Source organism: Allocoleopsis franciscana PCC 7113 (assembly GCF_000317515.1).
Lineage (GTDB): Bacteria > Cyanobacteriota > Cyanobacteriia > Cyanobacteriales > Coleofasciculaceae > Allocoleopsis > Allocoleopsis franciscana.
Genome location: NC_019738.1, coordinates 7,316,885 through 7,342,826, shown reverse-complemented (window position 1 = coordinate 7,342,826; position 25,942 = coordinate 7,316,885). Strand labels below are relative to the sequence as shown.

Annotated in this window: 20 protein-coding genes and 2 pseudogenes; 9 read left to right on the top strand and 13 right to left on the bottom strand. The window is 46.5% G+C overall.

Annotated elements, in window-relative coordinates:
* Positions 1-3 precede the first annotated feature (3 nt).
* A complete protein-coding gene (locus MIC7113_RS30215; protein WP_041780279.1) occupies positions 4-1,206 on the bottom strand; it encodes a sensor histidine kinase in 1,203 nt (400 codons plus the stop codon).
* Between the two features lie 185 nt (positions 1,207-1,391).
* Here MIC7113_RS30215 and MIC7113_RS30210 point away from each other — a divergent pair, with 185 nt between their 5' ends.
* Entirely contained in the window at positions 1,392-1,898 is a 507-nt protein-coding gene (locus MIC7113_RS30210) for an LTXXQ motif protein (protein WP_015185994.1), read from the top strand.
* A gap of 122 nt (positions 1,899-2,020) precedes the next feature.
* Here the strand turns inward: MIC7113_RS30210 and MIC7113_RS35165 are convergent.
* The 4 genes and pseudogenes from MIC7113_RS35165 to MIC7113_RS30195 form a co-directional block, all read right to left on the bottom strand.
* Positions 2,021-2,170, bottom strand: a pseudogene (locus tag MIC7113_RS35165) (copper chaperone); the annotation flags it as partial.
* 208 nt (positions 2,171-2,378) lie between these two features.
* Positions 2,379-2,918 (bottom strand): cupredoxin domain-containing protein, encoded by a 540-nt coding sequence (locus MIC7113_RS30205; protein WP_015185993.1) that lies wholly within the window; start codon positions 2,916-2,918, stop codon positions 2,379-2,381.
* A 30-nt stretch (positions 2,919-2,948) separates the two neighbouring features.
* Positions 2,949-5,210 carry a heavy metal translocating P-type ATPase gene (locus MIC7113_RS30200; RefSeq protein WP_015185992.1) on the bottom strand — a complete coding sequence of 754 codons (2,262 nt, stop codon included), beginning with the start codon at positions 5,208-5,210 and terminating at the stop codon, positions 2,949-2,951.
* A 166-nt stretch (positions 5,211-5,376) separates the two neighbouring features.
* Positions 5,377-8,142, bottom strand: coding sequence for a GAF domain-containing protein (locus MIC7113_RS30195; RefSeq protein WP_015185991.1), 2,766 nt, complete (start codon positions 8,140-8,142; stop codon positions 5,377-5,379).
* 353 nt (positions 8,143-8,495) lie between these two features.
* Between MIC7113_RS30195 and bioB the strand changes: the two genes are divergently transcribed.
* The 7 genes from bioB (at position 8,496) to MIC7113_RS30160 (ending at position 16,052) form a co-directional block, all read left to right on the top strand.
* A complete protein-coding gene (gene bioB, locus MIC7113_RS30190) occupies positions 8,496-9,446 on the top strand; it encodes a biotin synthase BioB (protein ID WP_015185990.1) in 951 nt (316 codons plus the stop codon).
* A 222-nt stretch (positions 9,447-9,668) separates the two neighbouring features.
* Complete coding sequence (locus MIC7113_RS30185; RefSeq protein WP_015185989.1) at positions 9,669-10,586, top strand: putative selenate ABC transporter substrate-binding protein; 918 nt, start codon at positions 9,669-9,671, stop codon at positions 10,584-10,586.
* 23 nt (positions 10,587-10,609) lie between these two features.
* Entirely contained in the window at positions 10,610-11,089 is a 480-nt protein-coding gene (locus MIC7113_RS30180; RefSeq protein ID WP_015185988.1) for a GNAT family N-acetyltransferase, read from the top strand.
* Positions 11,074-11,862, top strand: a complete 789-nt coding sequence (locus MIC7113_RS30175; protein ID WP_015185987.1) for a phosphonate ABC transporter ATP-binding protein — start codon at positions 11,074-11,076, stop codon at positions 11,860-11,862. The genes MIC7113_RS30180 and MIC7113_RS30175 overlap by 16 nt, the downstream gene beginning before the upstream one ends.
* Before the next feature lie 544 nt (positions 11,863-12,406).
* The gene (locus MIC7113_RS30170; RefSeq protein WP_081594696.1) at positions 12,407-14,146 is read left to right on the top strand and encodes a PhnE/PtxC family ABC transporter permease; all 1,740 of its coding nucleotides are present in this window, start codon (positions 12,407-12,409) and stop codon (positions 14,144-14,146) included.
* A gap of 109 nt (positions 14,147-14,255) precedes the next feature.
* Positions 14,256-15,398 (top strand): nucleotide-binding protein, encoded by a 1,143-nt coding sequence (locus tag MIC7113_RS30165; protein ID WP_015185985.1) that lies wholly within the window; start codon positions 14,256-14,258, stop codon positions 15,396-15,398.
* A gap of 429 nt (positions 15,399-15,827) precedes the next feature.
* Positions 15,828-16,052: a hypothetical protein gene (locus tag MIC7113_RS30160; protein WP_015185984.1), complete on the top strand. Its 225-nt coding sequence runs from the start codon at positions 15,828-15,830 to the stop codon at positions 16,050-16,052.
* 50 nt (positions 16,053-16,102) lie between these two features.
* Here MIC7113_RS30160 and MIC7113_RS30155 read toward each other — a convergent pair whose 3' ends face one another.
* The 7 genes and pseudogenes from MIC7113_RS30155 to MIC7113_RS30125 all read right to left on the bottom strand — a co-directional run bounded on the left by MIC7113_RS30155 (position 16,103) and on the right by MIC7113_RS30125 (position 23,255).
* Positions 16,103-17,020 (bottom strand): phosphodiester glycosidase family protein, encoded by a 918-nt coding sequence (locus tag MIC7113_RS30155; protein WP_015185983.1) that lies wholly within the window; start codon positions 17,018-17,020, stop codon positions 16,103-16,105.
* A gap of 371 nt (positions 17,021-17,391) precedes the next feature.
* The gene (locus MIC7113_RS30150; protein WP_015185982.1) at positions 17,392-17,991 is read right to left on the bottom strand and encodes a gamma-glutamylcyclotransferase family protein; all 600 of its coding nucleotides are present in this window, start codon (positions 17,989-17,991) and stop codon (positions 17,392-17,394) included.
* A 149-nt stretch (positions 17,992-18,140) separates the two neighbouring features.
* Positions 18,141-20,099, bottom strand: a complete 1,959-nt coding sequence (locus tag MIC7113_RS30145) for a hypothetical protein (protein ID WP_015185981.1) — start codon at positions 20,097-20,099, stop codon at positions 18,141-18,143.
* A 337-nt stretch (positions 20,100-20,436) separates the two neighbouring features.
* Positions 20,437-20,985 carry a Uma2 family endonuclease gene (locus tag MIC7113_RS30140; RefSeq protein ID WP_015185980.1) on the bottom strand — a complete coding sequence of 183 codons (549 nt, stop codon included), beginning with the start codon at positions 20,983-20,985 and terminating at the stop codon, positions 20,437-20,439.
* Positions 20,986-21,121: 136 nt separating this feature from the next.
* On the bottom strand, positions 21,122-21,697 hold the full coding sequence (locus MIC7113_RS30135; protein WP_015185979.1) for a Uma2 family endonuclease: 576 nt from the start codon (positions 21,695-21,697) through the stop codon (positions 21,122-21,124).
* Between the two features lie 83 nt (positions 21,698-21,780).
* Positions 21,781-22,044, bottom strand: a pseudogene (locus MIC7113_RS30130) (type I restriction-modification system subunit M N-terminal domain-containing protein); the annotation flags it as partial.
* A gap of 293 nt (positions 22,045-22,337) precedes the next feature.
* Positions 22,338-23,255, bottom strand: a complete 918-nt coding sequence (locus MIC7113_RS30125) for a WD40 repeat domain-containing protein (RefSeq protein WP_015185977.1) — start codon at positions 23,253-23,255, stop codon at positions 22,338-22,340.
* 199 nt (positions 23,256-23,454) lie between these two features.
* Here MIC7113_RS30125 and MIC7113_RS30120 point away from each other — a divergent pair, with 199 nt between their 5' ends.
* Entirely contained in the window at positions 23,455-24,036 is a 582-nt protein-coding gene (locus MIC7113_RS30120; RefSeq protein ID WP_015185976.1) for a Uma2 family endonuclease, read from the top strand.
* Positions 24,037-24,262: 226 nt separating this feature from the next.
* On the opposite strand, the gene MIC7113_RS30115 is transcribed toward MIC7113_RS30120, so the two are convergent.
* Positions 24,263-25,852, bottom strand: coding sequence for a glycoside hydrolase family 57 protein (locus tag MIC7113_RS30115; protein WP_015185975.1), 1,590 nt, complete (start codon positions 25,850-25,852; stop codon positions 24,263-24,265).
* Positions 25,853-25,942: the final 90 nt, after the last annotated feature.

Genomic DNA, 25,942 nt, shown 5'->3' with positions numbered 1-25,942 from the left:
TTTTTATAGTTGGTGGGGTAAGGGAAAATGGGCGTTAATTTGGCAACCAGCACCGGGTTGACTTTCAATCAGCAACTGACCCCCCAATGCCAAAGTGCGTTCCCGCATCCCTTGTAGGCCAAAACCCGTTGTATTGGTTTCTACATTAAATCCTCTGCCATTATCCTGAATAATTAAGTTCAGCTCGTGTGTAGTGGCTTGTAGCTGAATTTTGACTTCGCTTGCTTCTGCATATTTACAAATATTTGTCAATGATTCTTGTACAATTCGGTAGACAGCCGTGTGCAACTCAGCCGGGAGGGGACGGGTGACAAGCAGGCGACAAGTGGGAGAGATACCCGTTGAGCGGTGAAGTTCTTCTGCTAAATCGGCGATCGCATCTTCGAGGGGACGCCCTTGCACGGGGTCAGAACGCATAGTAGAGACGGATTGTCGTACCTCTTGGAGCGATTGAGAACCCAGGTCTTTCGCCCGTGCTAAAAAGGTTTTCGCTTTGTCAGGATTGGATTGCCAAAGCTTTAGGGCGGTTTCGAGCTGAATATTGAGTGCGGTTAGGGAATGTCCTAGAGAATCATGAATATCACGGGCAATGCGGTTTCGCTCTTGGAGGATGGCTTGATTTTCAATTCGTAGGGCGTACTGCCGCAGTTTTTCATTGGCGATCGCTAGTTTTTCTCGGCTCTGACGCTCGGCAACCATTGAATTCATCGATAGTAAGACAAATACGAACGTTAATCCAAATAAGAGCGCATATCCGAGAATAAAAAACTGTAATCGCTCCTGTAAAAGGGGTGATGTGGGTATACGTTGAAAGCGGCGGAGTAAGGTGAGCAAAAATAAACAAAACGATAAACTCGTCACCATCAAACGACCGGGCAGTTGAAAGATTAAGCAACTGCGAGTCACCACAATTAGATAGAGTAAAGGAAAAAGTCGGACTGTTCTTCCCCCTGTAATTGAGGTGAGTAAAATCAGGAAAACTTCTAGGATTGTATAGAGAACCTTGTAACGCAGCTTACCTGTGGGTAATCGCAAGCCTATCAACCCAAAGCCAATAATTAGCGAAACAGTTAGCTCTGGTAAGCGAAAAATTCGTTGATGGGGGGAAGGGATAAGTTCAGTAAAAATAGCAACGAATAGCAGCATCCACTCTAGGTAGAGTAGAAATCGAAAGGGATGATTTTGGACTTGGATGGGACGGCTCACAGGAATAGGTTAAAGACCTATTCCTACGTTAAATTGTTTCAGGCTAAAACGGCTCATCACTTTCTTCCCTAAGTGGTTTATGACAAAAGTCATGCTTGAATTCATGACTTTCTGCTCATGTGGGTTAAGAATGGAAATTCCTATGATGAGGACATCGAACTCAAGCGATACTCAACGAGGTCACAATGAAAATCAAACTGATGCCAATGCTAGCGGGAGTACTTGTTCTTGGTGCTGTTGCAGCTCCCTTCGCCGTCAACGCCCAAGCTAACCCATCCGCACAGCGATTGCTAGCACAGGCACAACAAGGGCAACGTCAAGGTAAAGAAGGTAAATGGGCGAAGCTCAATCTAAGTGATGCTCAAAAACAGCAAATGCGTCAAATCAAGCAAGAGACTCGCGCCCAGATTGAAGCTGTCCTCACCCCAGAGCAACGGGCACAGATGGAAACGATGAAGCAAAACCGTCAGGGGCAAAACGGTCAAAGACAAGCTCGTCAAGGACAAGGACGGCGCGGGGGCATGATGGCATCCCTGAACCTGACATCAGAGCAGCAAGCCAGAATCAAAGAAATTATGGAAACACAAAAATCCCGCATGTCTCAAGTTCTGACACCTGAGCAGCGGCAACAAATGGAGCAAATGCGCTCACAGTGGCAACAACAACGGCAACAGCGTCAGCAGGGTAACTAGTAATCAGGGAATGGCATCAACTTGATTTCATGGGTCAACTCTAAGCAACTTAACCTACAGTTGACCCAACCCAAACATAGTTTGTTCTGCTCAAAAAGAAAATGTAGAACAATCTGAACTAATTAGGTAGCTGGATATCCAACATCAGCAATTGCTTCTTTGATTGCTGCTTCGGATGATTGAGTTTGGATGCTCACCACTTGAGTTTTGACATTGGCGTCAATGGTGGCATTAGTATCAACGGTTTTGATGGCTTCTGTTACAGTTTTGACGCAAGCAGAGCAAGCTTATTTGGGAATCTTGAGTTGTAGTGTCATAGCTGTCAATCATCTCATTTACTTCTAAATTTATCTTAAAATCTCTAGTTGGCTGGAGAGTCAAGGGGTAACGAAAAAACTTTTGCCTGTTTGGTAGACCTGTTTCGCAGCAAGAATTATCTATGATTAGTCTCCATATCAGCTTCTTCCCACCCGTGTCTTTTTAGCCAGTATTAGATTCCTGTACTTCTATGGAACCGCGAAACATATTCATGCCGCAGGTAAAAACATAATCTCCCGTTTGTTCAGGTGTAAACTCCACCGCCGTCACTTCATTAAGCGGTAAATCAACGGCGATGTGAAAATCTGGAATAAGTACCTGTTCCAAACAACTGCTTTTGTCTTTACGGAAGAAGTTTAACCGCACAGGTTGACCAGTTTGCACTACAATACGACTCGGCTCATAGCCACCATCGACGGTAACAGCCACTTCTTGAATTCCTCCATCGGCTGCCACGGCTTTCTGAGACTTTGGCTTATTGAATTTGAACCACCAAAGTTCTAACCCAATTAATCCTAATCCACCAAGAGTAACCGCAACTTTGTTACTTAATGGTTGTTCGATCCGTCGGAATTGAGTTGTTCTTTGGGTAGATGTATTAGAGTGTTCAGTCGGTATTTCTGCGGCAATTGCTCCTGAAATTACCCCTAACAAAAATCCGAATACCGCTAATGTCCCAAAAAACGTAACCTTCTTAGACATTGTTATTTATCCTTTGATTTAATGATGCACTTAACCTAGGGTTTTGGGTTGAAAATTACGCAGACGCAGGGCGTTTGTAACAACGGAGACAGAACTAAAAGCCATGGCTACACCTGCAATAATGGGACTGAGCAGCCAACCAAAAATAGGGAAAAGAATGCCGGCTGCGATCGGAATTCCTGCTACGTTGTAGATGAAGGCAAAGAATAGATTTTGTTTGATGTTTTGCATCGTGGCGCGAGACAGTTGAATCGCGGTAAAAATACCTTGTAAATCTCCAGAAATCAGGGTGATATCACTAGCAGCAATTGCAACATCGGTTCCCGTTCCAATTGCCATACCAACATCGGCTTGTGCCAAAGCGGGTGCATCGTTGATACCATCGCCCACCATTGCCACAATCTTCCCTTCAGACTGAAGTTTCTCAACCGTTGCAGCTTTTTGATCTGGACGAACTTCGGCAAAGACTCGTTTAATCCCCACTTCACGCGCAATGACTTCAGCAGTACGGCGATTATCTCCAGTTAACATAACTACGGACAATCCCATGCGCTGTAAACTACGAATTGCACTGACAGAAGAAGATTTCACAGCATCGGTAATGCCCATAATGGCTTGAATTTTGCCATTCACTGCTATCCAAATTACGGTTTTACCGAGGTATTCTAATCGCTCCCAATGTGTTTGCAAAGCGCTTGTATCAATGCTTAATTCAGTCATCCAACGGTGCGTCCCAATTTTCACGAATTGATTCGATACATAGCCTTGTACACCACTACCTGCTATGGCTTCAAATTTCTGTGAATCAGTTAATTCCACACCTTGGGATTGAGCATACTGCACAACCGCTTCAGCCAAGGGATGTTCTGAATTCCGTTCAACAGATGCCGCTAAACGCAAAAGTTTGAGTTCATTACTATTGGCTGTACCATTGACTGTTACGAAGTCAGTTACAGTCGGCTTGCCTTGAGTGATAGTACCTGTTTTGTCGAGAACAATCGTTTGCAATTGGTGTGCCAGTTCAAGACTTTCTGCACCTTTAATCAGGATGCCATTTTCTGCCCCCTTACCTGTACCTACCATGATTGATGTAGGTGTGGCTAAACCCAGCGCACAGGGACAAGCGATAATGAGAACGCCCACGGTTGTGATTAACGCCATCGTGACATTCCCCATGATGTTGTACCAGATTATGAAAGTAGCGATCGCAATGGCAATCACAGCAGGTACAAACCATCCTGTCACTTTATCAGCCAATCGTTGAATGGGTGCTTTAGAGCCTTGTGCTTGCTGTACTAATTTCACAATTTGAGCTAGGAATGTATCTTTTCCAACTCGTGTGGTTTGGAACTTAAAGCTGCCAGTTTTGTTAATCGTAGCTCCAATAACTTCATCACCTGTTTGTTTTTTCACGGGCACACTTTCACCCGTTACCATTGCCTCATCAATCGTTGAGGAGCCATCAACAATTTTTCCATCCACCGGAATTTTTTCGCCCGGACGAACCAGAATTACATCTCCCACCACCACTTCAGCAATGGGAATATCGACCTCTGTACCCTGGCGAATGACACGAGCCGTTTTAGCTTGCAATCCCACAAGAGAACGGATGGCTTCTGACGTTTGTCCCTTGGCGCGATTCTCTAACAATCGTCCCAACAAAATCAGAGTGACGATGACGGTAGCGGCTTCATAGTAAATATCAGCCGGTAATCCTTGAGTTGTGAAAAATTCAGGAAAAAAGGTAGGAAAAAGAGAATAAAGATAGGCGGAACCTGTACCAATTGCTACCAATGTATCCATCGTTGCCGCGTGGCGTTTGAAAGCTTTCCAGGCATTAATAAAAAACGATACCCCACACCAAAACAGCACGGGTGTTGTCAGCACTAACTGCAACAAAGGATTGTGCAGCCAGGTTGGGAGCCAGGGTAGACTGAGTCCCGTCATCAGTGGTAGTGAGCCAACAACTAGCAGTATGCTGATGATGCCAGCCACCCAAAGCTTACCTGTCAAGGCACGCGACTCAGCGAGACGAGTCGCTTTTTCCGCATCATCGTCCCCACTCAACAAGTCTTGTTCCTGGAGGAGGTAGGCAGAGTATCCTGCTGCATCGACGGCATTCTGAATGGCTTCTAAGTCTGTTTTTTGGGGGTCATAGGTAACAGTGGCTTGTTCTGCACCAAAGTTGACCTGACATTCTTCAACCCCTGGCACTAAGCTAATTGTCTCTTCGATACTGTTTGCACAAGAGGCACAACTCATCCCTCGGAGTTTGAGCGTTGCGTTATCCATCGCGTCTCTCCTGATTTAAGACATCCATTCCTCATGCAAGGCTCTATCTAACTTGCATCTAAGACTATGTTGCATTCTCCAGCCGACTGGAGAATCAAGCGAGGGATAGAAAATTTTACAAGAAGAAAAGCGATCGCCTGCGAGTGGTGCGCCTTGCGTGATGCGCCTAATGCGAGTGCAATTCTGCTAGTGCGCGTTGCTCAATCCCACTACAGCTTCGGCTAATTGGCAGATCAATCACAAACTCAGTCCCAAGACCTGGGACTGAATGACACCTAAGCTGACCCCCGTGTTTATCTACTACAATCTGGTAGCTAATCGACAATCCTAAGCCCGTCCCCTTTCCTGGTGGTTTGGTCGTAAAAAACGGGTCAAATATCCTTGGTTGAGCTTCTGCCTTTATGCCAAGACCGTTGTCAGCAATGCGGATGACTATCCAATTCTGGTCAACGACTTCAGTGTGAATATAAATCGTTGGTGATTGGTAATTGGTAATGGGTAATCGGTGATTGGAACTTTCTTCTCCATGATCAATAATTGATGACCCATGATCATCTGCCAACGCATCAATGGCATTGCTGATGATATTCATAAAGACCTGATTAAGCTGCCCTGGGTAACACTCGATTAAGGGCAGTTCACCATACTCTTTAATGACTTGAATCTCAGAGCCGCCAATGCTATCGCATCCCGTTAGCTCTTGCGAAGCCGCTCCATCAGCACTAAAAAATTGTTGTATCAATCGGTGCTTTAGGATGAGCAGGGTGTTATCAATACCTTGATGAATATCGACCGGCTTGCACTCCATTTCATCAAGGCGGGAGAAGTTCCGTAGGGACTGCACGATCTCACTAATCCGGTGAGCGCCTTCTTTCATCGAGGCTAGCAGTTTTGAGAAATCTTCAACGATGAAATCTATGTCAATGCGTTCTATGTATTCGGCAATTTCTGCAACTGGTTCTTTGTAGTGCTTGGCATAAAGTTCGATCAGGTGCAGCAAGTCTTGAGCATAATCACTCGCCACGTAGATATTGCCGTAAATGAAGCTTGTGGGGTTGTTGATTTCGTGAGCCACTCCTGCCACTAGCTGACCCAAACTGACCATTTTTTCATTCTGCACCAACTGGGCTTGGGTGTGTTGGAGTTGTTTCAAGGCTTGTTCTAGTTGCAACGCTCTCTCTCGTTCTTGCTGGGTGAGCGATCGCAACGCCTCTTCAGCTATCCTGCGGTCGGTGATGTCAGAAAATGAGGTGACGACGGCATAGGGTTGGGTTTCTTTTGGGTGAAACAGCGGTTGGGAATTAATCGCAATCCAGATGAGCGCTCCATCCAGTTTGCGGATACCCATAATCACGTTAGACTGGGGTTTGCCTGTGCGTAAGGTCACCATCGCGGGATGCAGTTCACCAGGGAAGGGTGATCCATCTTCGTAAATCGTTTGCCAGCATGGCGGGTCAATTGAGGTTCGTTTGAATATCTCTTGGGCTGGAAGTCCCAAGATGTGTTCGGCGCTAGCATTGCAGGCCGTAATCCGACCGTCCACCTGTTGAAGTACAATTCCCTCAGACATTGCCGTCACGACGGAACGGTATAGCTCTTCACTGATGCGTAGCTCTTGCTCGATCCGTTGCCGCTCAACGAGTTCCGCCTGCACCCTAGAATAGAGTTCCGACTGCTGGAGAGCGATCGCCACTTGTGTTGCTAGCTGCTGCAATAGCTCGATCTCATAAGACTGCCAGTTCCTTTCACCTCGACAGTGATGGGCAATCAATAGACCCCACAATTTTTCGCCCAAGAGAATCGGGACGATTAAGTTGGCAGTGACTTGAAGGGGTGCGAGTAATTCGATGTGGCAACGTTGTAGACCTTCTGTATAAATATTAGCGATCGCTCTGACTCGACCTTGCTGATAAAGTTGAGCGTAATATGAGCCAAAGCAGTGGTCATTGATGGTCATGTCTAGAACTGATAGAAAGTCAGCACCTACTGATTCAACGGCAATATACCCACTCCAGTCAGGATTGAAGCGGTAAATCAGCGCCCGGTCAGTTTCGAGAAACTGCCGAACTTCCGTGACGGTGGTATTGAGAATTTCATCGAGCTCTAGGGAGTGGTGAATCTTGAGGGCAATTTCTCCGACTAATCGTTCTCGCTGTTGGGCTACGATGCGATCGCTAATATCCAGTACTGTCCCAAATAGCTTATAAACCTGACCGTCGGCGTTAAAAATCGGTTCTCCGTGAGCCAAAATATGCCGGACTTGACCGTCAGGTCGCACAATCCGAAACTCCAATTCGCCAGATTTTCCGACCACAAGCTCGTTAACCGTTGTCTCCCAAACCGTTCCATCCTCTGGATGAATCTTTTGTCGATGTTCAATCAGGGTTGGTGTTGGTTGTCCTGGCGTGAGACCGTAAATCCGGAAGGTTTCATCAGACCACGCAATCTCTTGAGTCGTTAAGTCGAATTCCCAACTTCCTACATGGGCGACTTTTTGCGCTTGAGCAAGGTGGTTTTTCTCCCTTAACAATGCCGCTTCTGCTTTTTGGCGTTCTCGAATTTCCTTTTCAAGTTGGGCGGTGCTAGGAAGTGCTAGGGCTTGGGGAAGTAACGAGACTAGCTCACTCGCCGTATAGATGGAGACAATGGCAGTAAACGCTTTGATACAACCCGATAACCAATAGTTTGGATGCCAAAGCGTCCAGATTTCCATAATGTGAGTGGTGCCACAAGAAATGATGAAGGCACCAAATAATAGGAAAATCCAGTTGAAGGGTACATCTCGTCTCTTAGTGACGAAATAAATTAGGATTAGCGGAATTGAGTAATAAGCTAGCGCTGTCAAAGCATCTGATACAACATGCAACCCTACTAACCCAGGCTTCCAGAGATAGCAATGTCCGTGGGGAATAAAAAATTCTGCTACTACCATATTGAACATCTTCTAAAGATTTCAAAAAAACTATTTAAAGGTAGATGCAAAATCAGCCAATACCTAAATATAGTTGGCTTCCGTCACGGGATCAGGACAATAGCAGTTCGCAAGTTAAGCACGTAACTTACTGCTCTGATTTTAATCTAGTTGAGTATCTCACTCATTGATCAGCTCAGGTTGAAACTATGGCATCATCAACCGATGGGAATAGCTATCACCTTAGGCAAGAGAGAAACTAGAAAAGTATTTACAACATAACCCGTTGAACATAACTTTTAGAACTCAGGGCGATCGGGCTGGTAATCTTGACTAGGAGCATAAAAGTCGCTTCCACTTGACCCCCAGCTTAAATGTCTACCATGTCCGCAACGCGCGATCGCATCACGCAAATCTACCACCAGCCCCTACCCGATCTTCTCTTCGAGGCTCAACGCACCCACCGGGAACACCACGACCCCAACGCCGTTCAGCTTTGCACCCTCTGCAACATCAAAACAGGTGCCTGTCCTGAAGACTGTGCCTACTGCTCCCAAAGTGTTCGCAACAAAACAGGACTCGTCCCGCAAGAATTAATGAGTGTTGAAGCGGTGCTAGCCGAGGCACAAGCGGCGAAAGCCAATGGTTCCACACGGTTTTGCATGGGTGCCGCTTGGCGAGAAGTCAAAGATGGCCCCCAGTTTGAGCGCGTTCTGGAAATGGTGCGCCAGGTAGCCGCTCTCGACATGGAAGTCTGTTGTACTTTAGGTATGCTCAAGCCTCACCAAGCTGAACGTCTCAAAGCGGCTGGACTAAAAGCTTACAATCACAATCTGGATACCTCGCCCTCCTATTACGATCAAATCATCACGACGCGCACCTACAAAGACCGCTTAGAAACGATCCAAGCCGTCAGTTCGGCTGGAATTTCCGTCTGCTGCGGTGGCATTCTCGGTATGGGAGAATCCCTGCAAGACCGTCTTGAATTACTCGAAGCCCTTGGTAGACTTGATCCAGCTCCAGAATCCATTCCAATTAACTGCTTAATTCCGGTCAAAGGCACTCCCTTAGAAGATGCTTCACCGATTGATTCGATTGAGCTAGTGCGAACGATCGCAACCACCCGCATCTTATTTCCTAAAGCCATGGTGCGCCTTTCCGCCGGTCGGGTGCAGATGAGTGACGAATTACAGGCTTTGTGTATGCTTGCCGGTGCTAACTCGATCTTTACCGGCCCTGTCCTGCTAACTGCACCGAACCCAACTCGCTCTCACGATGAAGAAATGTTAGAACGACTGGGTATGGTTCCTAAACCTCTCGCCTAGTCGTTCATCGGTTGTAGTATCGATGTCGATGGGATAATATAGCGTTTCTCTATTTTGTGAGGTACAAAGTAGTTGGCTTTAAGGCAGAAGGCAAAGGGCAAAGGGCAGAAGTTGAGTGTACTCCACTTAGTTGAGAACTGCTATATCAATTTCATTGAATCTCTAGTCACGACTCACTAATAAAGTCTTAAACAGCGAGAAAACAGGAGTGCAAATACTCGAATGAAAAATGTTTTGTGGTCGGGTTTATTACTGTTGTTGCTGCCATTAGCCGCTTGCTCACCGCAAACAAACGGAACTTCAGGGACAACAGGCACCCGTGAGGCAAAAACTCTCTCCATGGGTGCCATTCCTGACCAAGACCCGCAGAAGTTGCAGCGTCAATACAATAAGTTAGCTGCCTACCTGGAGAAAGAACTAGGTGTACCCGTGAAATATAAGCCTGTGACCGATTACAGCGCGGCTGTGACTGCGTTTAAGGTGGGGGATTTGGAGTTAGTTTGGTTCGGGGGATTGACGGGGGTTCAGGCACGCTTGCAGGTACCCGGTGCAGAAGCGATCGCACAACGCGATGCAGACGAGCAGTTCCACAGTCTTTTCATTGCTAACAAAAAGAGTGGGATAAAACCGTTTAAAGATATATCGGGTCTAAAACAACTCAAAGGTCATACCTTCACATTTGGTAGTGATTCCTCTACCTCTGGGCGTTTGATGCCTCAATATTTTATCCAACAAGCTGGACTTAAGTTGGAAGATTTTAAGGGTCAAGCTGGCTTTTCCGGAGACCATGATAAGACCATTAAACTGGTTGAAGCCGGCACCTATGATGTTGGCGCAGTGAATGAAAAAGTCTGGGAAAAACGAGCGAAAGCCAAAGAAGTAGACCTGAATAAAGTAGAAGTCCTCTGGCGAACTCCAGCTTACTATGATTATCACTGGGTGATTCATCCAAGTGTGAAAAAGAAATATGGTGAGGATTTTGTCAAAAAAGTTCAGGATGCTTTCTTCAAGCTAGACCCCAAAGTGCCAGAACAAAAAGAAATTCTTGACCTCTTAGAAGCTAAAAAATTTATTCCCACCCAAAACTCTAATTATGGTCAAATTGAGGCCGTCGGTCGGGAAATTGGCAAAATAAAGTGATAGCTCAGGCAGTGACATCAACCATGGACATCGCATTCAAAATTGCCGATTATTCAGATATTGAAATCCTAGTCCAGCTGATCCGAGAGTTTCATGAAATTGAGCATCTTCCCTTTGATGAGAGTAAGATTCGCCCTTTATTGGCAAAAATTATGAGAGAAAATTCTCTAGGACAGGTGTGGTTGATTCAAGATAGTGGGGAAGCGATCGCACAGAGTACACCACCAACGGTGCTCGGTTACATTGTCCTAACGTTTGGGTATAGTTTAGAATTTTTAGGGCGCGATGCATTTATTGATGAACTTTATATTCGGGAAAGTCATCGGGGACAAGGAGTAGGAACGAGAGCTTTACAGTTTGTACAACAGGTGTGCCCCTCACTGGGAATTCAAGCCCTTCATTTAGAAGTTGCTCGCAAAAATACAGCCGCAAAACGCTTATATCGTAAGGTGGGCTTTGAAGACCACGATCGCTACTTGATGACTCAATGGATGGCAACCTGAGCCGCACCATCAACTCAGCTACACCGATTTTTGAACTGAAAAACGTTACCCAGCGATTTGGTCATTTTCAATCGCTCACGGATATTAATTTAAAAATTCAACCCGGAGAACGGGTTGCCCTCGTGGGTTCGAGTGGTGCAGGGAAAAGTACCCTAATTAGCTTACTTAATGGCACTCTATTACCAACTTCCGGAGAAGTGTGGGTACTCGATCGCAATCTCGCTCAGCTTCGTCCCAAGTTGCAGCGTCAAGTTCAGCGTCAGATCGGTACCGTTTATCAGCAATTTCATTTAGTGGATAATTTGCGGGTAATTCACAATGTCAATGCTGGGCATCTGGGGCGTTGGTCGTTTTTCAAAGCCGCCCTGTCTCTGATCTGGCCTCAGGAAGTGGAAACGGCGGCACAAGCTTTATCACAAGTAGGGATTCTAGAAAAACTTTATTCTCGCACCGATCAACTTTCTGGCGGTCAACAGCAACGAGTGGCGATCGCCCGTGTCCTCGTGCAAAACCCGATGGCTATTTTAGCGGATGAACCGATTTCGAGCCTTGACCCAGAGCGATCGCGTGAGATTATGGACTTGTTGCGCCATCTGAGCCACGAAACGGGCAAAACGTTGGTTACAAGTCTCCATGCGATCGAGTTTGCCCGTAGCCATTATCAACGCATCATTGGTTTGCGGCAAGGACGTATTTTATTTGATACATCGGCTGAATCCCTCTCCCCAACGATGATTGAGGACTTATATAGCCTGAATTCCCCATCACTGTGAATTCTTGACAGCAGCTTACTTCTCTCTTCTGCTTTCTGCCATACTATCGTGCCGTCGCTTGTGGTACAGGTTACCAAAAACCGCTATAGTGCTTTATGAGAGGAACCGAAACTTTTCTTTACAAAAATGCTTCTAACCCTCATTCCTTCGTTGAAAAAGAAAGGGGTATCAGCCCCTATAACTTTTTTCCATAAATATGTAACACACCTATTGACCTGTAAGACAGATCCGTATTACAGTGTAAACACTGCGGACTGTGTCCAATAGGTTTGAGTCTTCCTCGGGTAATCATGGGCTTTACCTCCTCCATTACCTGGGGCTTTTTTTTTCTGCCTAGTGCCACGTCGCGTCCGGTCAAAATCATTAGTGTGAGAGCCACGAAAGGTTCAGTCAAAATTCTTGGAGCCTAAGGGGTTTAACCGCTTGTAAGCTGGTAAATAATTTCTGCCAGCCTGTACTCGAAGCATCTAGATGCTATTGCCTGCCTAAAAAAGCCTGATCTACGCTACATCCCTGGCAGCAAGAGAGCGTCCTTGGGTTTGATATGAGAAATACTCCACATCGCCAATTTCCTGCCCTGCCACAGCGCCCTTCACCGCTCAACACCAGAAGCTTGTGGGCTTTGTTGTTGGTAGCGTCTCTGGTCTGGTCGTTACATGCAGCAGGTCTATTCGATCGCGAGTTGCTCAACGTTGGGGGCTGGACTCTCGTCGGGCGCTTTCTCGTTGCTGCGATTCATCCCGATCTTAGCCGGGAAATACTTCAGCTCACATTCGATTCGACCCTCAAAACCTTAGCCTTTGCCGTGTGTGGCACCTTTTTTAGCTTGCTGATCGGTTTGGTGGGTGGCGTTCTGTCTTCTCAGGTGTGGTGGCAGTCTGTAGCTCGGTTCAGAAACCAGGGTTCGGGTGTTATGAGTCAAGCTTCCTGGCTAGGAATTAGAGCGGTTCTAGCCCTTCCGAGAGCGATTCACGAATTAATTTGGGGATTGTTCTTGATTAATATTTTGGGTCTCGACCCATTGGTTGCCGTTTTAGCGATCGCCATTCCCTTTGGTGCGATCACCGCTAAAGTTTTCTCAGAGATTTTAGACGAAACACCCCGCCAGCCCTTAATGGCACTCCTCAATAGTGGTGTCTCCCCCCTCAACGCTTTCACTTATACGCTGATTCCCCAAGCCTTTCTCAATCTGCTTTCTTACAGTTTCTATCGGTTTGAGTGTTCCATTCGTTCTGCCGCCGTGCTGGGGATTATTGGGGCGGGTGGACTAGGCTATCAAATTCTCCTCAGTCTCCAGTCCTTACGCTACGAGCAAGTGTGGACTTTTCTGATTGCCCTGATTGCCTTAAACGGACTGACGGATTTCTGGAGTGCACTGCTGCGTCACCGCTTGGGGGCACCCAGTCGCTTAGATTTGAACGTTCTAAAGTTCAAGAGAGGTAAGAAGCCTGATTACCAGAGAGATTTAATTGTCAGAGGGTCGTTTCTGGCTATGGTTGTTTTAATCATTTTCTCCTTCTGGTACGTGCAAGCCGACTTCTCCAAACTGTGGGCACCCAGAACTGCCGAACTGTTAGCCGGAGTGGTTCGGGATGTTTTCCCACCGGATGGTAGTCAGTTGAGTCAGCTATTCGCGCTTTCGCTGCAAACCCTGGCGATGTCTATTTTGGCGATGGCTGGGGCTGGGTTCGGGGGAATTGTCTGTTCTTTTCTGGCTGCTCATAACTTCTTGTTACCTGGAGGGATTTTTGCTCCTGGCAACAGCTCTTCGCGGGGTTTGGGGGGTCAAAATCACGGGTGGGGAACCGTTGTACTGATTTTTACCCGCTTCCTGCTACTGGTGGCGCGTGCTGTGCCCGAACCGATTTGGGCGTTATTGTTTCTGTTTGTCCTGTTTCCAGGGATTTTGCCCGGAGCGATCGCCCTTGGCTTACATAACTTCGGTATCCTAGGGCGTCTCATGGCAGAAGTGACGGAAAATCTGGATGAACGTCCGTTGCGATCGCTCAAAGCTTTGGGTGCTACTCCTGCACAAGTTTTTCTCTATGCTGTCTTACCTCTGACTCTGCCCCGGTTTATCGCTTACATCCTCTACCGTTGGGAAGTGTGTATCCGCGCTACTGTAATTGTCGGCTTGGTAGGCGCTGGGGGATTAGGTCGTCTGCTTACAGAGCAACTGAGTAGTTTTGATTACAAAGGTCTTCTCACCACTTTAATTGTTTTTCTCGGACTCACCTTTGCAGTTGACCTGATCAGTGCTGCGGTAAGACGAGCGGTAAGATAATAAATCTGTGATCACATAGTGACAAGAGAGCATAAAACGCTGATCTAAGTTGCTATAGTTACTATGAAATACATCTTTAGTTTCAACCTAAACCCAAAATATTGCTTTTATGCCACCATCTTCCGAGGCATCCTTTACTAAAGATTTCGTCCACTTCGAGCAGCATGTGGTCAAACTTTTCCAAACAGAAGGGTGGACGGTTGAAATAGTCAACCAGGCTAGTTACGATTTGATTGTCAAGAAGGATAATCAACTGGGCGCTGTCCAGGTTAAATGGTTAAAAAGTCCGGTTCAAAAGCCGCAGCTTTCAAAATTTGTTGATTTTTTAGACACTAACGCGGGTCGAAAATTCAATCAAGGTTTTTTTATCACCACACAGGGTTATGGTGGGTCAGCACGCGCTTTAATCAGAACTTGGGGACAGAATCCTAAACTTCTTTGTGGGATTGGTGCTCCTAATGAAATTATTTGGATTAACGATAATCCAGATCGGTCTGCACCTGAACCGCCCAAGCTTGATAAGATTTATTTTGGTGTTTTTACCTGCAAAGGTGGAGTCGGAAAAACAACCGTTGCCGCCCATTTAGCTGGAGCATTTGCACTTCAGGGATTCAATGTGGCGCTGGTAGATTTAGACCCGGAAAAAAATCTTCAGAAGTTGATTGGAGATGGCGTTTATCTTCCCAAGCCGCAAAGTGTGGGTGAGAGTATAGAAGTTTATGATAGGGAAGCCTGGGACGAAGATGCCGCCCGTGACAGCAAAATAGTGATTTGTGATTGCTCACCCGCCTTCGAGCGTAATCCTGAAGAGTTAGTCAAGAAGTTCGACTATTGTATTATTCCCACAACGTTTAATCCGTTGGGAATTAATAAGCATGGTCAGGTGATTAAAGATACGGTTACAGATATCCGAAAAGTGAACACGACTGCTCATCTTTTTGTATTAGTTAATAACTTTAGACCGACCACTAAGCGGCAAATGCAGATTCTTAAGGGTGTTTTCTTCGACGCTTATGAAGAAATAAAAGCAAAGGATGAAAAATTTCACTGTATTGAACCTGAACAAGTCTGTATTCGTTCGAGCGATCAGCTTTATTATTGGGGCATTCATTGTCTGGAAAACCCAGAAGTACCGAGAAGTGAGTTAGCCTTTAAACTGATTGGAGGGAAGTGTAAGCCACGGGAAGATTTTATTGATTTAGCGGATTATATTGAACGAGTGGCTGGCTTAGGCATTTTGCGACATGAATAAAATGGCTAGCTGAATGGGTATAGATAATCCATGGGCTTTGATTGGAGTTTAATCCATGTTTGGGTAGGGGCAAGATAGGATCGTGTCCCAGGGCAAGTGACATTGAACTGATCCAGAAAACTCCCTGATGGTGGCACTCAACTAGCCGTTCGTTATCGCCCAAGGACAGGCGATGATGACTAAATTATTTACTTAAGGAACAATTGCGTAGCTGAGTAACGTCTAATTAGAGGCGCTGCTCTTCTAAGTTAACTACAATAAAGAACAATTGCTTTTGCCAGAGTGCGTTTGTGCTGAAGCTTTAGTGAGAGGTGCATAAGCAGCAACAAAGCGCTATCGCTGGGACAGAGCTAAAATACGAGACGATACTCTTGAGGGTGCTATCACCGTGATGCCCTATTGACTACGGAGACCAAAAGAGTGAGTTCAATGAATTTAACCAAGACACGCTACGAAGTTTCTCTCAGTCCAGATGCCTGGGATGGAGTTGAAATCATTGCCAGAAAGTTTAATCTGTCAGTGTCTGAGCTTTTTGAACAGGTTGGCAGTGGACTTTTGGCAATTGTTGATCCTGAAGACTTAGAAGACATTGAAGATTTTCTGGATTTGCAGATACCCTTTGAAGGCGAACCCATTCTCGAAAACCCAGAGTGAATTCCAGGCGGTGCGTTACACGGCGTTAACGCACCCAACAGATTATCGATTTACTTTTTGTAAATCAAGAACACTGACCCCACAGGATGAGTATTTTCGACATAGATTTTATTATCAAAAAACAGACCTGTAGAAAACCCGCCATCAAATAACATTCCTTCTTGAATCTTACCTAAACAGTAATTTTTAGCAATTCCTTCAAGAACATCATCAAACATCGATGGATACAGAGCTTGCTTCAAATTGGCGTTGTTGACTAAAAGAATTACATATCCTTTAGAAGTCGTGGCTACTAGAGAGCGACTTGTTTCACCAGCACAGACATAGTCACCTAAGTCTGGACAAATATTCTTAAATTTCCCATTCTCATAAAATCTTCCATTTCCACCAACTACGTTGTAATTTAGGAGTTCCTCGTTTCTTCTGCCAATCTGAATTGTAGCCGTTCGCTCTTGAGGTTTACCGCCTGAAATCCCAAAAGAAGACCGCTTATCTTTAAATTTGCCTGAATATTCTACTCCTTTAGAAATATTCAGTCCTTGGGGCTGGTTATCAACTCCGATGTAATCAGCATTGATGGCAGCGATTGGGGGTTTACCATTCAGGGTCGAATTCTCATCACTGATGAGTTCGGAAAACCGTTTAGAAATATATTTTTGACGGATTTTCCCGTCATCATTTTTCAGATAAAGTTTATGGGATAGACCCACATTAACTTTAAAATCCAGGTCTTTAGATTTGGGGTCAAAAATAATCACGTAATTGACCCCCTGCTCATCACCATTACCCTTATTATCAGTTGCGGTCAACTCAATACTCTTAATAACTGGACACTCCTGAATTTTGGATCTATTGAGTGATAGTAAGTTTCTTAGGCTTGATTTTGAACTCTCTCCCAAACCCGAATATAGTTTAACTAAGATAGCTAAAACGATGGTTAATAAGAATATTCTTTCTTGTACCTGCATAAAGAAATTTAAACACCCAATGTTCTAGGTCAGGTCTTGCTCCCAAGCAGAAAGAGTTTTGCTGCGATCGCAAGCAATCTCTCCTTACTGAGATCTTGCACCATTCTCAGTAAACCCGAAAGTCCGCCGTAGAATTAATTCCACGGCTCATAGCGAAAGTCCATTGAAATGGACTGAAATTCTTACTCAGTTGTCTTTAGACGACTTTATTTATCAGACAGGGGTTTAAACCCTTGGCGGGTTATTGCGATAGGTGCAAGATGTAAGCTTACCGACTGGTGCAATGGCAGTTAGACCTAACTATCAGAGGCGCAATCATCGTCAGGATAACGTATTTTGGCGCTGGTATCCCAATTCTTCCTTAACTGGAATTACGCGGAGCGCAAGGACTGGGTTTGCCAGTGACGCTGTTGTAATTGGTGCATGTGATTAAATAACTTCCATACATAAGGTTCGCTTAGCCCACAAGTTACTGCACCCCGAAGTACAACATTGAAATACCAATCATTGGGAGCTAATTCTTCGGCTAATTTTTCTACCACAACATAGGTACGAACATTCTGATACAAACGTCCATGAGCGCGGACTTCAATCATTTCTCGTCGATAGCCACCGTGAGGGACTTCTTCTCGCTGATCAAGGGCATCACTTAACCGCAAGGGTAAGCGATACAAGACACCTTCAATGGATGACGTTGCATCGGGTACCACATCCAGTACACCACAGTTACGAAGCACTGATTTGCGGTTAAAACCCAGCCGATAACCCTTGAGTGTAGCCGGGCCAATGACATATTTGTGAGTTTTCTCGCCAAGCGATCGCTTTAAATCCACTGGACACATGCAAGAGCCATAAGCGAAATAATAAAACGTTGCCTCCTTGTGTAGTGGCTGGTGGATAGAAATAGCCGCCTGAGAATGCTGTATCAACTGTGTCGGTGAATCTTGACGATCGCTAGACGGAGTACTCATGGTTCAACAAACCGATGTATATTCTCAATAAGCAGGATATCAAACCCGCTTATTGAAAGCAACATATTCCGATAAGTTTACCGTAGTTTAGAAATATTAAGTGCAACCCAGCAGGGGCACGATCGGGTCGTGCCCTCACCTGTTGTGTACTATCTGCGGTTAGTGATTTGGCTCCAAGCTTGAATCACAGCCTGCAAAGGTTCAGGCAAACGATCTTGACCCATATCCGCGTAGCTAGTGGTACCCGCTTGGCTCGTGAGGGTAACTGTGATGAAGTCGGCGGCCCCTCTGGGCGCGGGGTAAACCAGTCGGTTGAACTGCTCAAAATTGTGTTGCTCTAGCAATTCCTGAAACCGCCGCAGTTCTGGGCGAGAAATTTGATACATTTGTGCCGGAGCATTCATTCTCGAATCCATCAAGCGGCGAATCACTCGTCCATCATTCATCAGGAGCGTTTCAGTTGTGCGACCGGTGATACCGCCCTGTTCGATCGCACGAAACACAACGCCCCGCCCCAGTGGCGCAGGGTACTCACTGTCCGGCATGGGAACAGCCCCAGTATTCCCTGGAACGGCTCCATTCTCCAACTTGACGACAGAACCTGATTCATTGGTGCGATAGACAAAAGTTTGCCCTTCATCTTCTACCAGCACTCGCCAACCGGGAACAATGGCTTGTGTGCAGAATACCCCCCGTTCAGCCAAGCCCAAACAGCCATCCGGCCAATTTTGCCGCTCACCCTGGACAATCCGCAAACCCCGGTAAACATTTGGCTGACGAGAGGCGTCCCTTAAAACCGCCTGGGCAACAGCATTGGGCAAATTACCCTCGATGGGCAGTTGTCCAACCATGGCTTCTGAGCGGATGCGGGAACCGGAATCATCGGTACGATAAACTTGGGTTCTTTGTCTATCTTCTACCGTCACCTGCCAACCCGGTGTAGGAGTGCCCATACATCGTTCTGTAGGGCGAGGAAGACCCAAACAGGCATCGGGCCATGTTTGCGGTTGGGCTTGTGTGATTCTTAGCTGGGAACTGGACGCACCCCAATCCTGGGCGGCAAACTGTAAAACAGCATCCGCAACGGAGCGTGGCACATTGGCATTTCCCATATTGCTGGCTTGTTCATTCAGCCGAATCCGGGAACCGTTCATCGTGGTGTGATAAACCAAGCGTTGTTGCCCAGCTTCTACAGTGACTTGCCATAACGTTGCTAGATCTCTTGTACAAGCTTCACCAGAACGGGAAAGTATACCTAGACAACTACTGCTTCCCTGAATCTGTTGGGACTGAACAATTCGTAGAGCAGAAGGGCGTAACCCAGTGTCTTGGGACGCAGTTTGTAAAACAGCATTAACAACGGATTGAGGCAAATTCACGTCACCAACACCGTTGGCTGATTGATTGAGTCTGAGTATGGAACCCGTGTCGTTAGTATGATAGACCAGGCGTTGTTGCTGACCTTCAACAACCACTCGCCAACCCGGTGTGAGAACACTTTCACACAGTTCTACAGGGCTACCCAGACCAAGACAGCGATCGCGCCAAGTCTGTTGCTCGGCCTCTATAATCTGGAGTTGGGAACGTGGCGTTCCTAATTGCCCAGCGGCTGTTCGTAAAACCGCATTAGTGACTGAATTGGGTAACTGACTATTGTTACTATTATTATTTCTGGGCTGATTTTGATTTTCTAGGCGTACAATGCGTCCAGTACCATCAGTACGAGCCGTCCATGTTTGGGCACCGTTAGATATGACAACACGCCAACCATTCTCGATAAAAAGTTGACCACAGACTTCATCCGGTTGTCTCAGACCTAAGCAGCTATCCGACCAGCTTTGTTGAGTGGCACTCACAACTTTGAGTTGACCGGGGGGAATTCTGTGGGTACGAGCGATTTCGCGGCGAACGGCATTGACGACTGAACGCGGTATTTCACGATTGCGTTGCCGTTGCTTTAAGCCAGTAACACCTTGGGGGCTTCCGATAGAGTTAGCGGCGGCGGGATTCACAACGGTTGTACCAACACCCAAGGACAAAATACTCGTTAAAATTAAAGCAGTGAAAATCTGCTGGGTTTGGCGACTTTTGGGAGGAAACAGTTTCATAATAGTAGCTACGACCTAATTGTTCGCGTTATGAGAATACACTACGCGAATACATAGAGGGATTACAGATATTGGGGACGACTATGCAGGGGTTGAAAGTTCCGCAATCAAAACGACCTGATCAATTTAAGCTGCCCCAAACTCTGCCTCTACGGTTTTGTTAAAGGCGCGTACAAGTGAGATAATTTGGTCAGCATCGTCGTCTCTGAACACACTATCTAAGCCTTCCGATGGTGTTAGATACGGACTTATCTTATTCGCAGGTGTTGAGTCTCAGCCAAGGTTGGATTCATAAGGTGAAGCGTTCATACTTAGAGAATTCTTGAATCACTCATCCCTAAAATAACCGCTGCACCGAAACTACAATGTCTTGAAATGCTAGGGGACGAATCTCTCCTGTTGTTAGTGTTTCTTCACTAGCGTAGTCCCCATTAACAGGGTCACGGAATACATAAAGTTGTCGATGCTTTAAGTCTACAACCCAATACTCTCCAATCGATGCGGCGGCGTAGGTTTTGCGCTTGATATTGAGGTCTTTAGCGAGGGTGGTGTTGGCATATTCGATGAGCCAAAATATGTTTTCGGGATAGGGATGACGAGTACGATACAGGGGACGCAGGGGTTCGACAATGGCTAAGTCGGGTTCGGGTTCACTGGCGCTATCGGGTAGGGTAATCGGTTTGGCATCACGCACGACGGCACGGTTTCCCAACAGTTGTTTTAAGTAGTCGGCGGTATCGGTACTCTGTTGAGCGTGTTCTGGACCCTCTGGGGGCATTTCGATAATTTCTCCGTTTAAAAGTTCGACGTGACGACTTTCTAGAATACCCACGTCAATCATGCGGTGATAGTCGTTGAGCGTCCATTTGGCGGTTTTTACGGTCATCACAGCGTCCTCCCACTCCAAGGGATTTCTTCAATCGTGACACTAGGGCGTGTTTTCAAACCTGGAACCCCTCCTAAATCTCCCATAACAAGAGAACAGCTGATTCATTATCGCAAAGCCAGAGTCCGCCTGAATCTCATCTAGCATTCATCACCCTCTCACTCGTCAAATCCAAATCCGGCAACATCGGCGAGATAATCCGCTCATTCCCCTGAAAAACCCGCTCCTCATACAACCCTTCCACCCACTCCAACACCGTAACCTGCCGTTCCATTGGGTCAACAATCCAATACTCCCCAATCCCCCGCGCCGCATATTCAGACCGCTTATAACGATAATCTCGGTCAATGCCTTTCTTCCCCGGAGACACCACCTCAACCACCAACTCAGGCGGCGGCATATCCATCATCACAGTAGACCGACTCGCCCCTTCTAACGCCGTTGCCAGTTCCTCAGAAAGCACCATCAAATCTGGTAAGCGCGTCGTCACCCGTGAACCCATCACCACAATTTCCGCCCCAATTCTCAAACGATAGGAGGGAATCCCTTGTTGCGAAAAGTAGACCAGTAAGAACATGGCAATACGCTGATTCAAATCGCTTTCTGGCGGCATAACGACCAACTCCCCATTCACCAACTCATAGCGAGTATCTGTCCCGTCGTCATAGTTAAGATACTCCTCAAGCGTCATTTTCTGGGATGCAATAGTCATGATGGCCCTGCCTCCTGCTTCCGTCATTATCTGCTCGTGTTGAGCTAATGCCTATTATTTTAGTAAGCCCTCTAACGCATCCAAATCCGCAGCATTTCCTCGGAATCGGTGAGGTTCTTGAAAAACGACCAGCGACAGCGCGGCTTATCCTCAGAGAAGATTCGGTCTTTCACAGGTCTGCCCAACCGTTGTGCCTTCTTCTCCTTCCCCAATTTCTGATCATCCAAGCGCTTGATGAATAGTAGGTAAGAAATCTGCTCGATTACCGAAAGGGGGTTACTAATGCCATTATTCCAAAAGGTTGTCCAAAGGTGATCGACCTTGGACTTCATCTCACCTGTAATCATCCGTTGTTACTCCTGGGGGATGCGCTCCGCGAGTGTTCTTTAGTCACAAGCGATCACTATATCTATCTTAGTCCCCTCTCCACTCATGCACCTGCTGCCCTAAGTGGGGTGTAACCCTTCATGCCAAACCAAGACAGTGAGGCGAGTGCTTTCATCGCCATAACCCATTTAACTTCTAATCATTGGCTGTCGCTCAATTGAGCTTTCTTTAACTCAGAAGTTTTGGAGGTATAGCGTTGTGTCGATTGCTCAAACGAAGAATCCTCTCGCCTTTAGGCACAAGAGTGTCAAACTCAAGAACAGCGCAGCTGCCAAATTTTGATCGTTTCGTCCCAACTCCCACTTGCAAAAGCTTGTCCATTGGGACTAAAAGCCACAGACCAGACACCCCCTAGGTGACCCGTCAGGGAGGAAAGTAGCTTTCCGGTTGCTGAATGCCACAGTTTGATCGTTTTGTCCTGACTCCCACTCGCCAGAGCTTTTCCATTGGGGCTGAAAACCACACAATTCACAGCACCGGAGTGTTCTGTCAAGGTGTGTAATAATTTTCCACTGTCCATCTCCCAGATTTTGATGGTGCCGTCAGCACTACCACTAGCTAGGAGTTGACCCATCGGGTGAATCGCAACGGACAAAACGTCATCCGTATGTCCGCTCAAAATGCGACTAGGCTCTTGACGATACAAAGGCCACAGCCTGATATCTTGATCTTTACTGCCGCTGGCAAGGAGCTGTCCATTCGGACTAAATGCTACAGCAAGCACCCAGTGTGAGTGTCCTGTTAAGGTGTGAAGCGATTGGTCTGCGTTAGGATGCCATAACTTAATGGTTTTGTCATGAGAACCACTGGCAATGATGTGTCCATTGCTACTAAAGGCAACGGCTCGAACCCAGTCAGAGTGACCTGTCAGATTCTTTAAGAGTTTCCCTGTTTGAAGATGCCAGAGTTTGATGGTTTGATCGTTACTGGTACTGGCAACAATCTGTCCCTTAGGCCTGATGGCAAGCGATCGCACCCAGCTTGTATGACCTGTAAGAGTGTGGAGAAGTATCCCTTTTTTTAAATCCCAAACCTTAACCGTTTTATCCCCACTGCCACTCGCCAGAAATTGCCCATTAGGACTAAAAGCCACTGACCGAACCCAACTTCTATGGTGTGTCAGGGTTTGCACACATACCCAAGTAGGAGCTTGCGGTTGGGATGCAGACATATAGCTATTGTTAAGTTTTTGGGAATGCCTGTATTTTACCTCTTGCGCTGAGTATCTCCAGTCGATGGAACACCCTGTGTTTCATCAAGTCTAAGGATGAGTGATGTATACTAGCCCTTTGGGTTCAGGCACGGCCTGACTGATTCAATAAATTGCTATAGTTCACTCAAAGGAGCCATTCTCTCTGAGGCTATGTACAATGGCGGATTCGCGGGCAGCTTTAACGGAGGAAGAACTGATGCGAATGAGTTTAGAGAATCCAGAGCTGCGATTTGAGCGCAAGCCGGACGGAACACTGGTAAGTATATCGTCAACTGGAGGAATTTCTGGCAATCGAGAAGCCAAAGCCGTCGCTTATCTGCTCAACTGGGTGGAAACTCACGATTTGGGTGAAGTTTTTGGGTCTGGCACTGGCTTTATTTTGGGCTGTGATACGGTGCAAAGCTCCAAGCTAGTCACTTTGCTCATGCCTGATGCGGCTTTCGTGGCTAAAGGACGCTTACCAGAGGGATGGGATCAGGGAGAAGATACATTTCTCAACCTGGCACCGGATTTTGTGATTGAGATTTGTTCCAAGACCGACGATTTGGAAGCGAGCAAAGCCAAGATGCAAGAGTCTGTTTCTTATGGCGTACAGTTGGGATGGTTGATTGACCATCAAAATGAGCAAGCCTTGGTTTATCGTGCGGATGGTCACATTACGCAGTATCCAGCCACAGCTATATTGAGTGGTGAAGATGTTGTACCTGGGTTCAAGTTGGCACTCAAGTATTTACTTTGATGAACAATTGCAGCATCAGCTTTCAGTAGGGAGAAAGATGATTGTGTGCTTTGGGAAGCGAGAACGGCTTGCTCATCCCATTTGGCGCACCAGCATCCAGACTTAGGCATCTTCTGCCTTAATTAAACCAGCTTCGTAGGAGCAAGACCTGCCTCGCCCCTACCTTTAACTTTCTATGTCCCTGAGAACAGGAAACCTAAGCCATCTCCAATTTAAAAGCTAAACTTTACAACGGGCGATAGACTCGATAATTAATCTCAGGGAAGATATTGTCGATTTCCTCAACTTTTTCCAGCCAACCACTGTCAATTTTGCCGATCTTGATGTCGTCGTAGAGCTTATTGAAGCGCATAAGGTGCGATCGCGTCCGCCGTACCGCATAAGGTACCATCGTCCCAGTACGCATAATAAACGCCCAGTCGGAAGATTGCGCGAGTAGGAGCTCTCGTGCGGCTTGGTTAAGAGCCTTCCACACCAACTCATCTTCGGGTTCGCGATAAGCAAGTTCAATCATCCGTTCCGCTGCTTTATGCAAGTGAGGATAAATCCAGGCGTTTGTCTCATTTAACCAGTACTCGTGGAACCCCTTGTAGCCCCAACTCGACTGAGAAGGCTTGCAAACTTGTTGAGTCGGATGTGCCCGTAAATAATCTGCTAGATGCGTCATACCATAGGTGCCTTGGTCATACCAAGACTTGCGGAACAAGTAATCGATGAACCAAGGACCTTCGTACCACCAGTGACCAAATAGTTCTGCATCATAGGGAGAAACAATAATCGGGGGTCGGTGCATAATACCCGCCAGATGCCTGGTCTGCTGTTCCCGGTTGAACATAAAGTTAGCCGCATGTTCTGCCGCCTTTTCCCGCGCCCAATAGGGGTCATATAGCTGCTTATCCCCTAAGCCCAAACCCCGACCTGTAATCTTGTGATACTTAATACCTGTATTCTTCCGCTGCCCATTGGGCATGATGTAGGGCTTAATGTATTCGTATTCCGCTTCCCAGCCTAAATCTTTGTAAAACTCCCGATATTCCGCCGCTCCAGGATACCCAACTTCCGATGACCAAACTTGCTGAGATGACTCATGATCTCGACCAAATGCCGCCACCCCTGTTTCTGTAAAGATGGGGGCATAGGTACCAAAACGCGGGCGGGGACGAGCATACAACAGCCCATGTCCATCGGTGAGGAAGTAGCGTAATCCAGCATCTGCCAGCATTCGCTCGACGCCTTCATAGTAAGCGCATTCCGGTAACCAAATCCCTTTGGGGGGACGCCCAAAGTTTTGCTCGTAATGTTCACAAGCCACCTGAATTTGCGCCCAAACGGCTTGGGGATACATCTTCATCAGCGGAAAATAGCCATGGGTGGCACCGCAGGTGATGATTTCCAGGTTATTAGTATCTAAGAACTGCTTGAACGCCGTTACCAAGTCGCCCTTATAGTTCTCCCAGGTTTGGCGAATTTGATTAAATTCTGTAGCGTAATGTTCAGCTAGATAGCGAATATGACCGTTACTCGCGTTGTGTTCAATCTCCTTTTCTGCGAGTTCTTCCAGTAGGGATAAGTGTTCGTCATATCGCTCCTGTAACAAAGGGTCACGTAGCATTGACACCAAAGGGGGTGTCATGCTCATAGTCATTTTGAAATCAACGCCATCTCGCTTTAAGCCTTCAAAAACATGTAGGAGAGGAATGTAGGTTTCAGTAATAGCTTCAAATAACCATTCTTCTTCGAGAACATAATCACTTTCCGGATGGCGGACAAAGGGCAGATGGGCGTGAAGGACCAGAGCGACGTAACCTGTAACCATAGTGAATTAGGAGACGTGTATCAATGAATAACGAAAACTGACCTAATCGGAGGAAGATTTTACAGTCTGTTAAGATTTTAGGACGAAAGG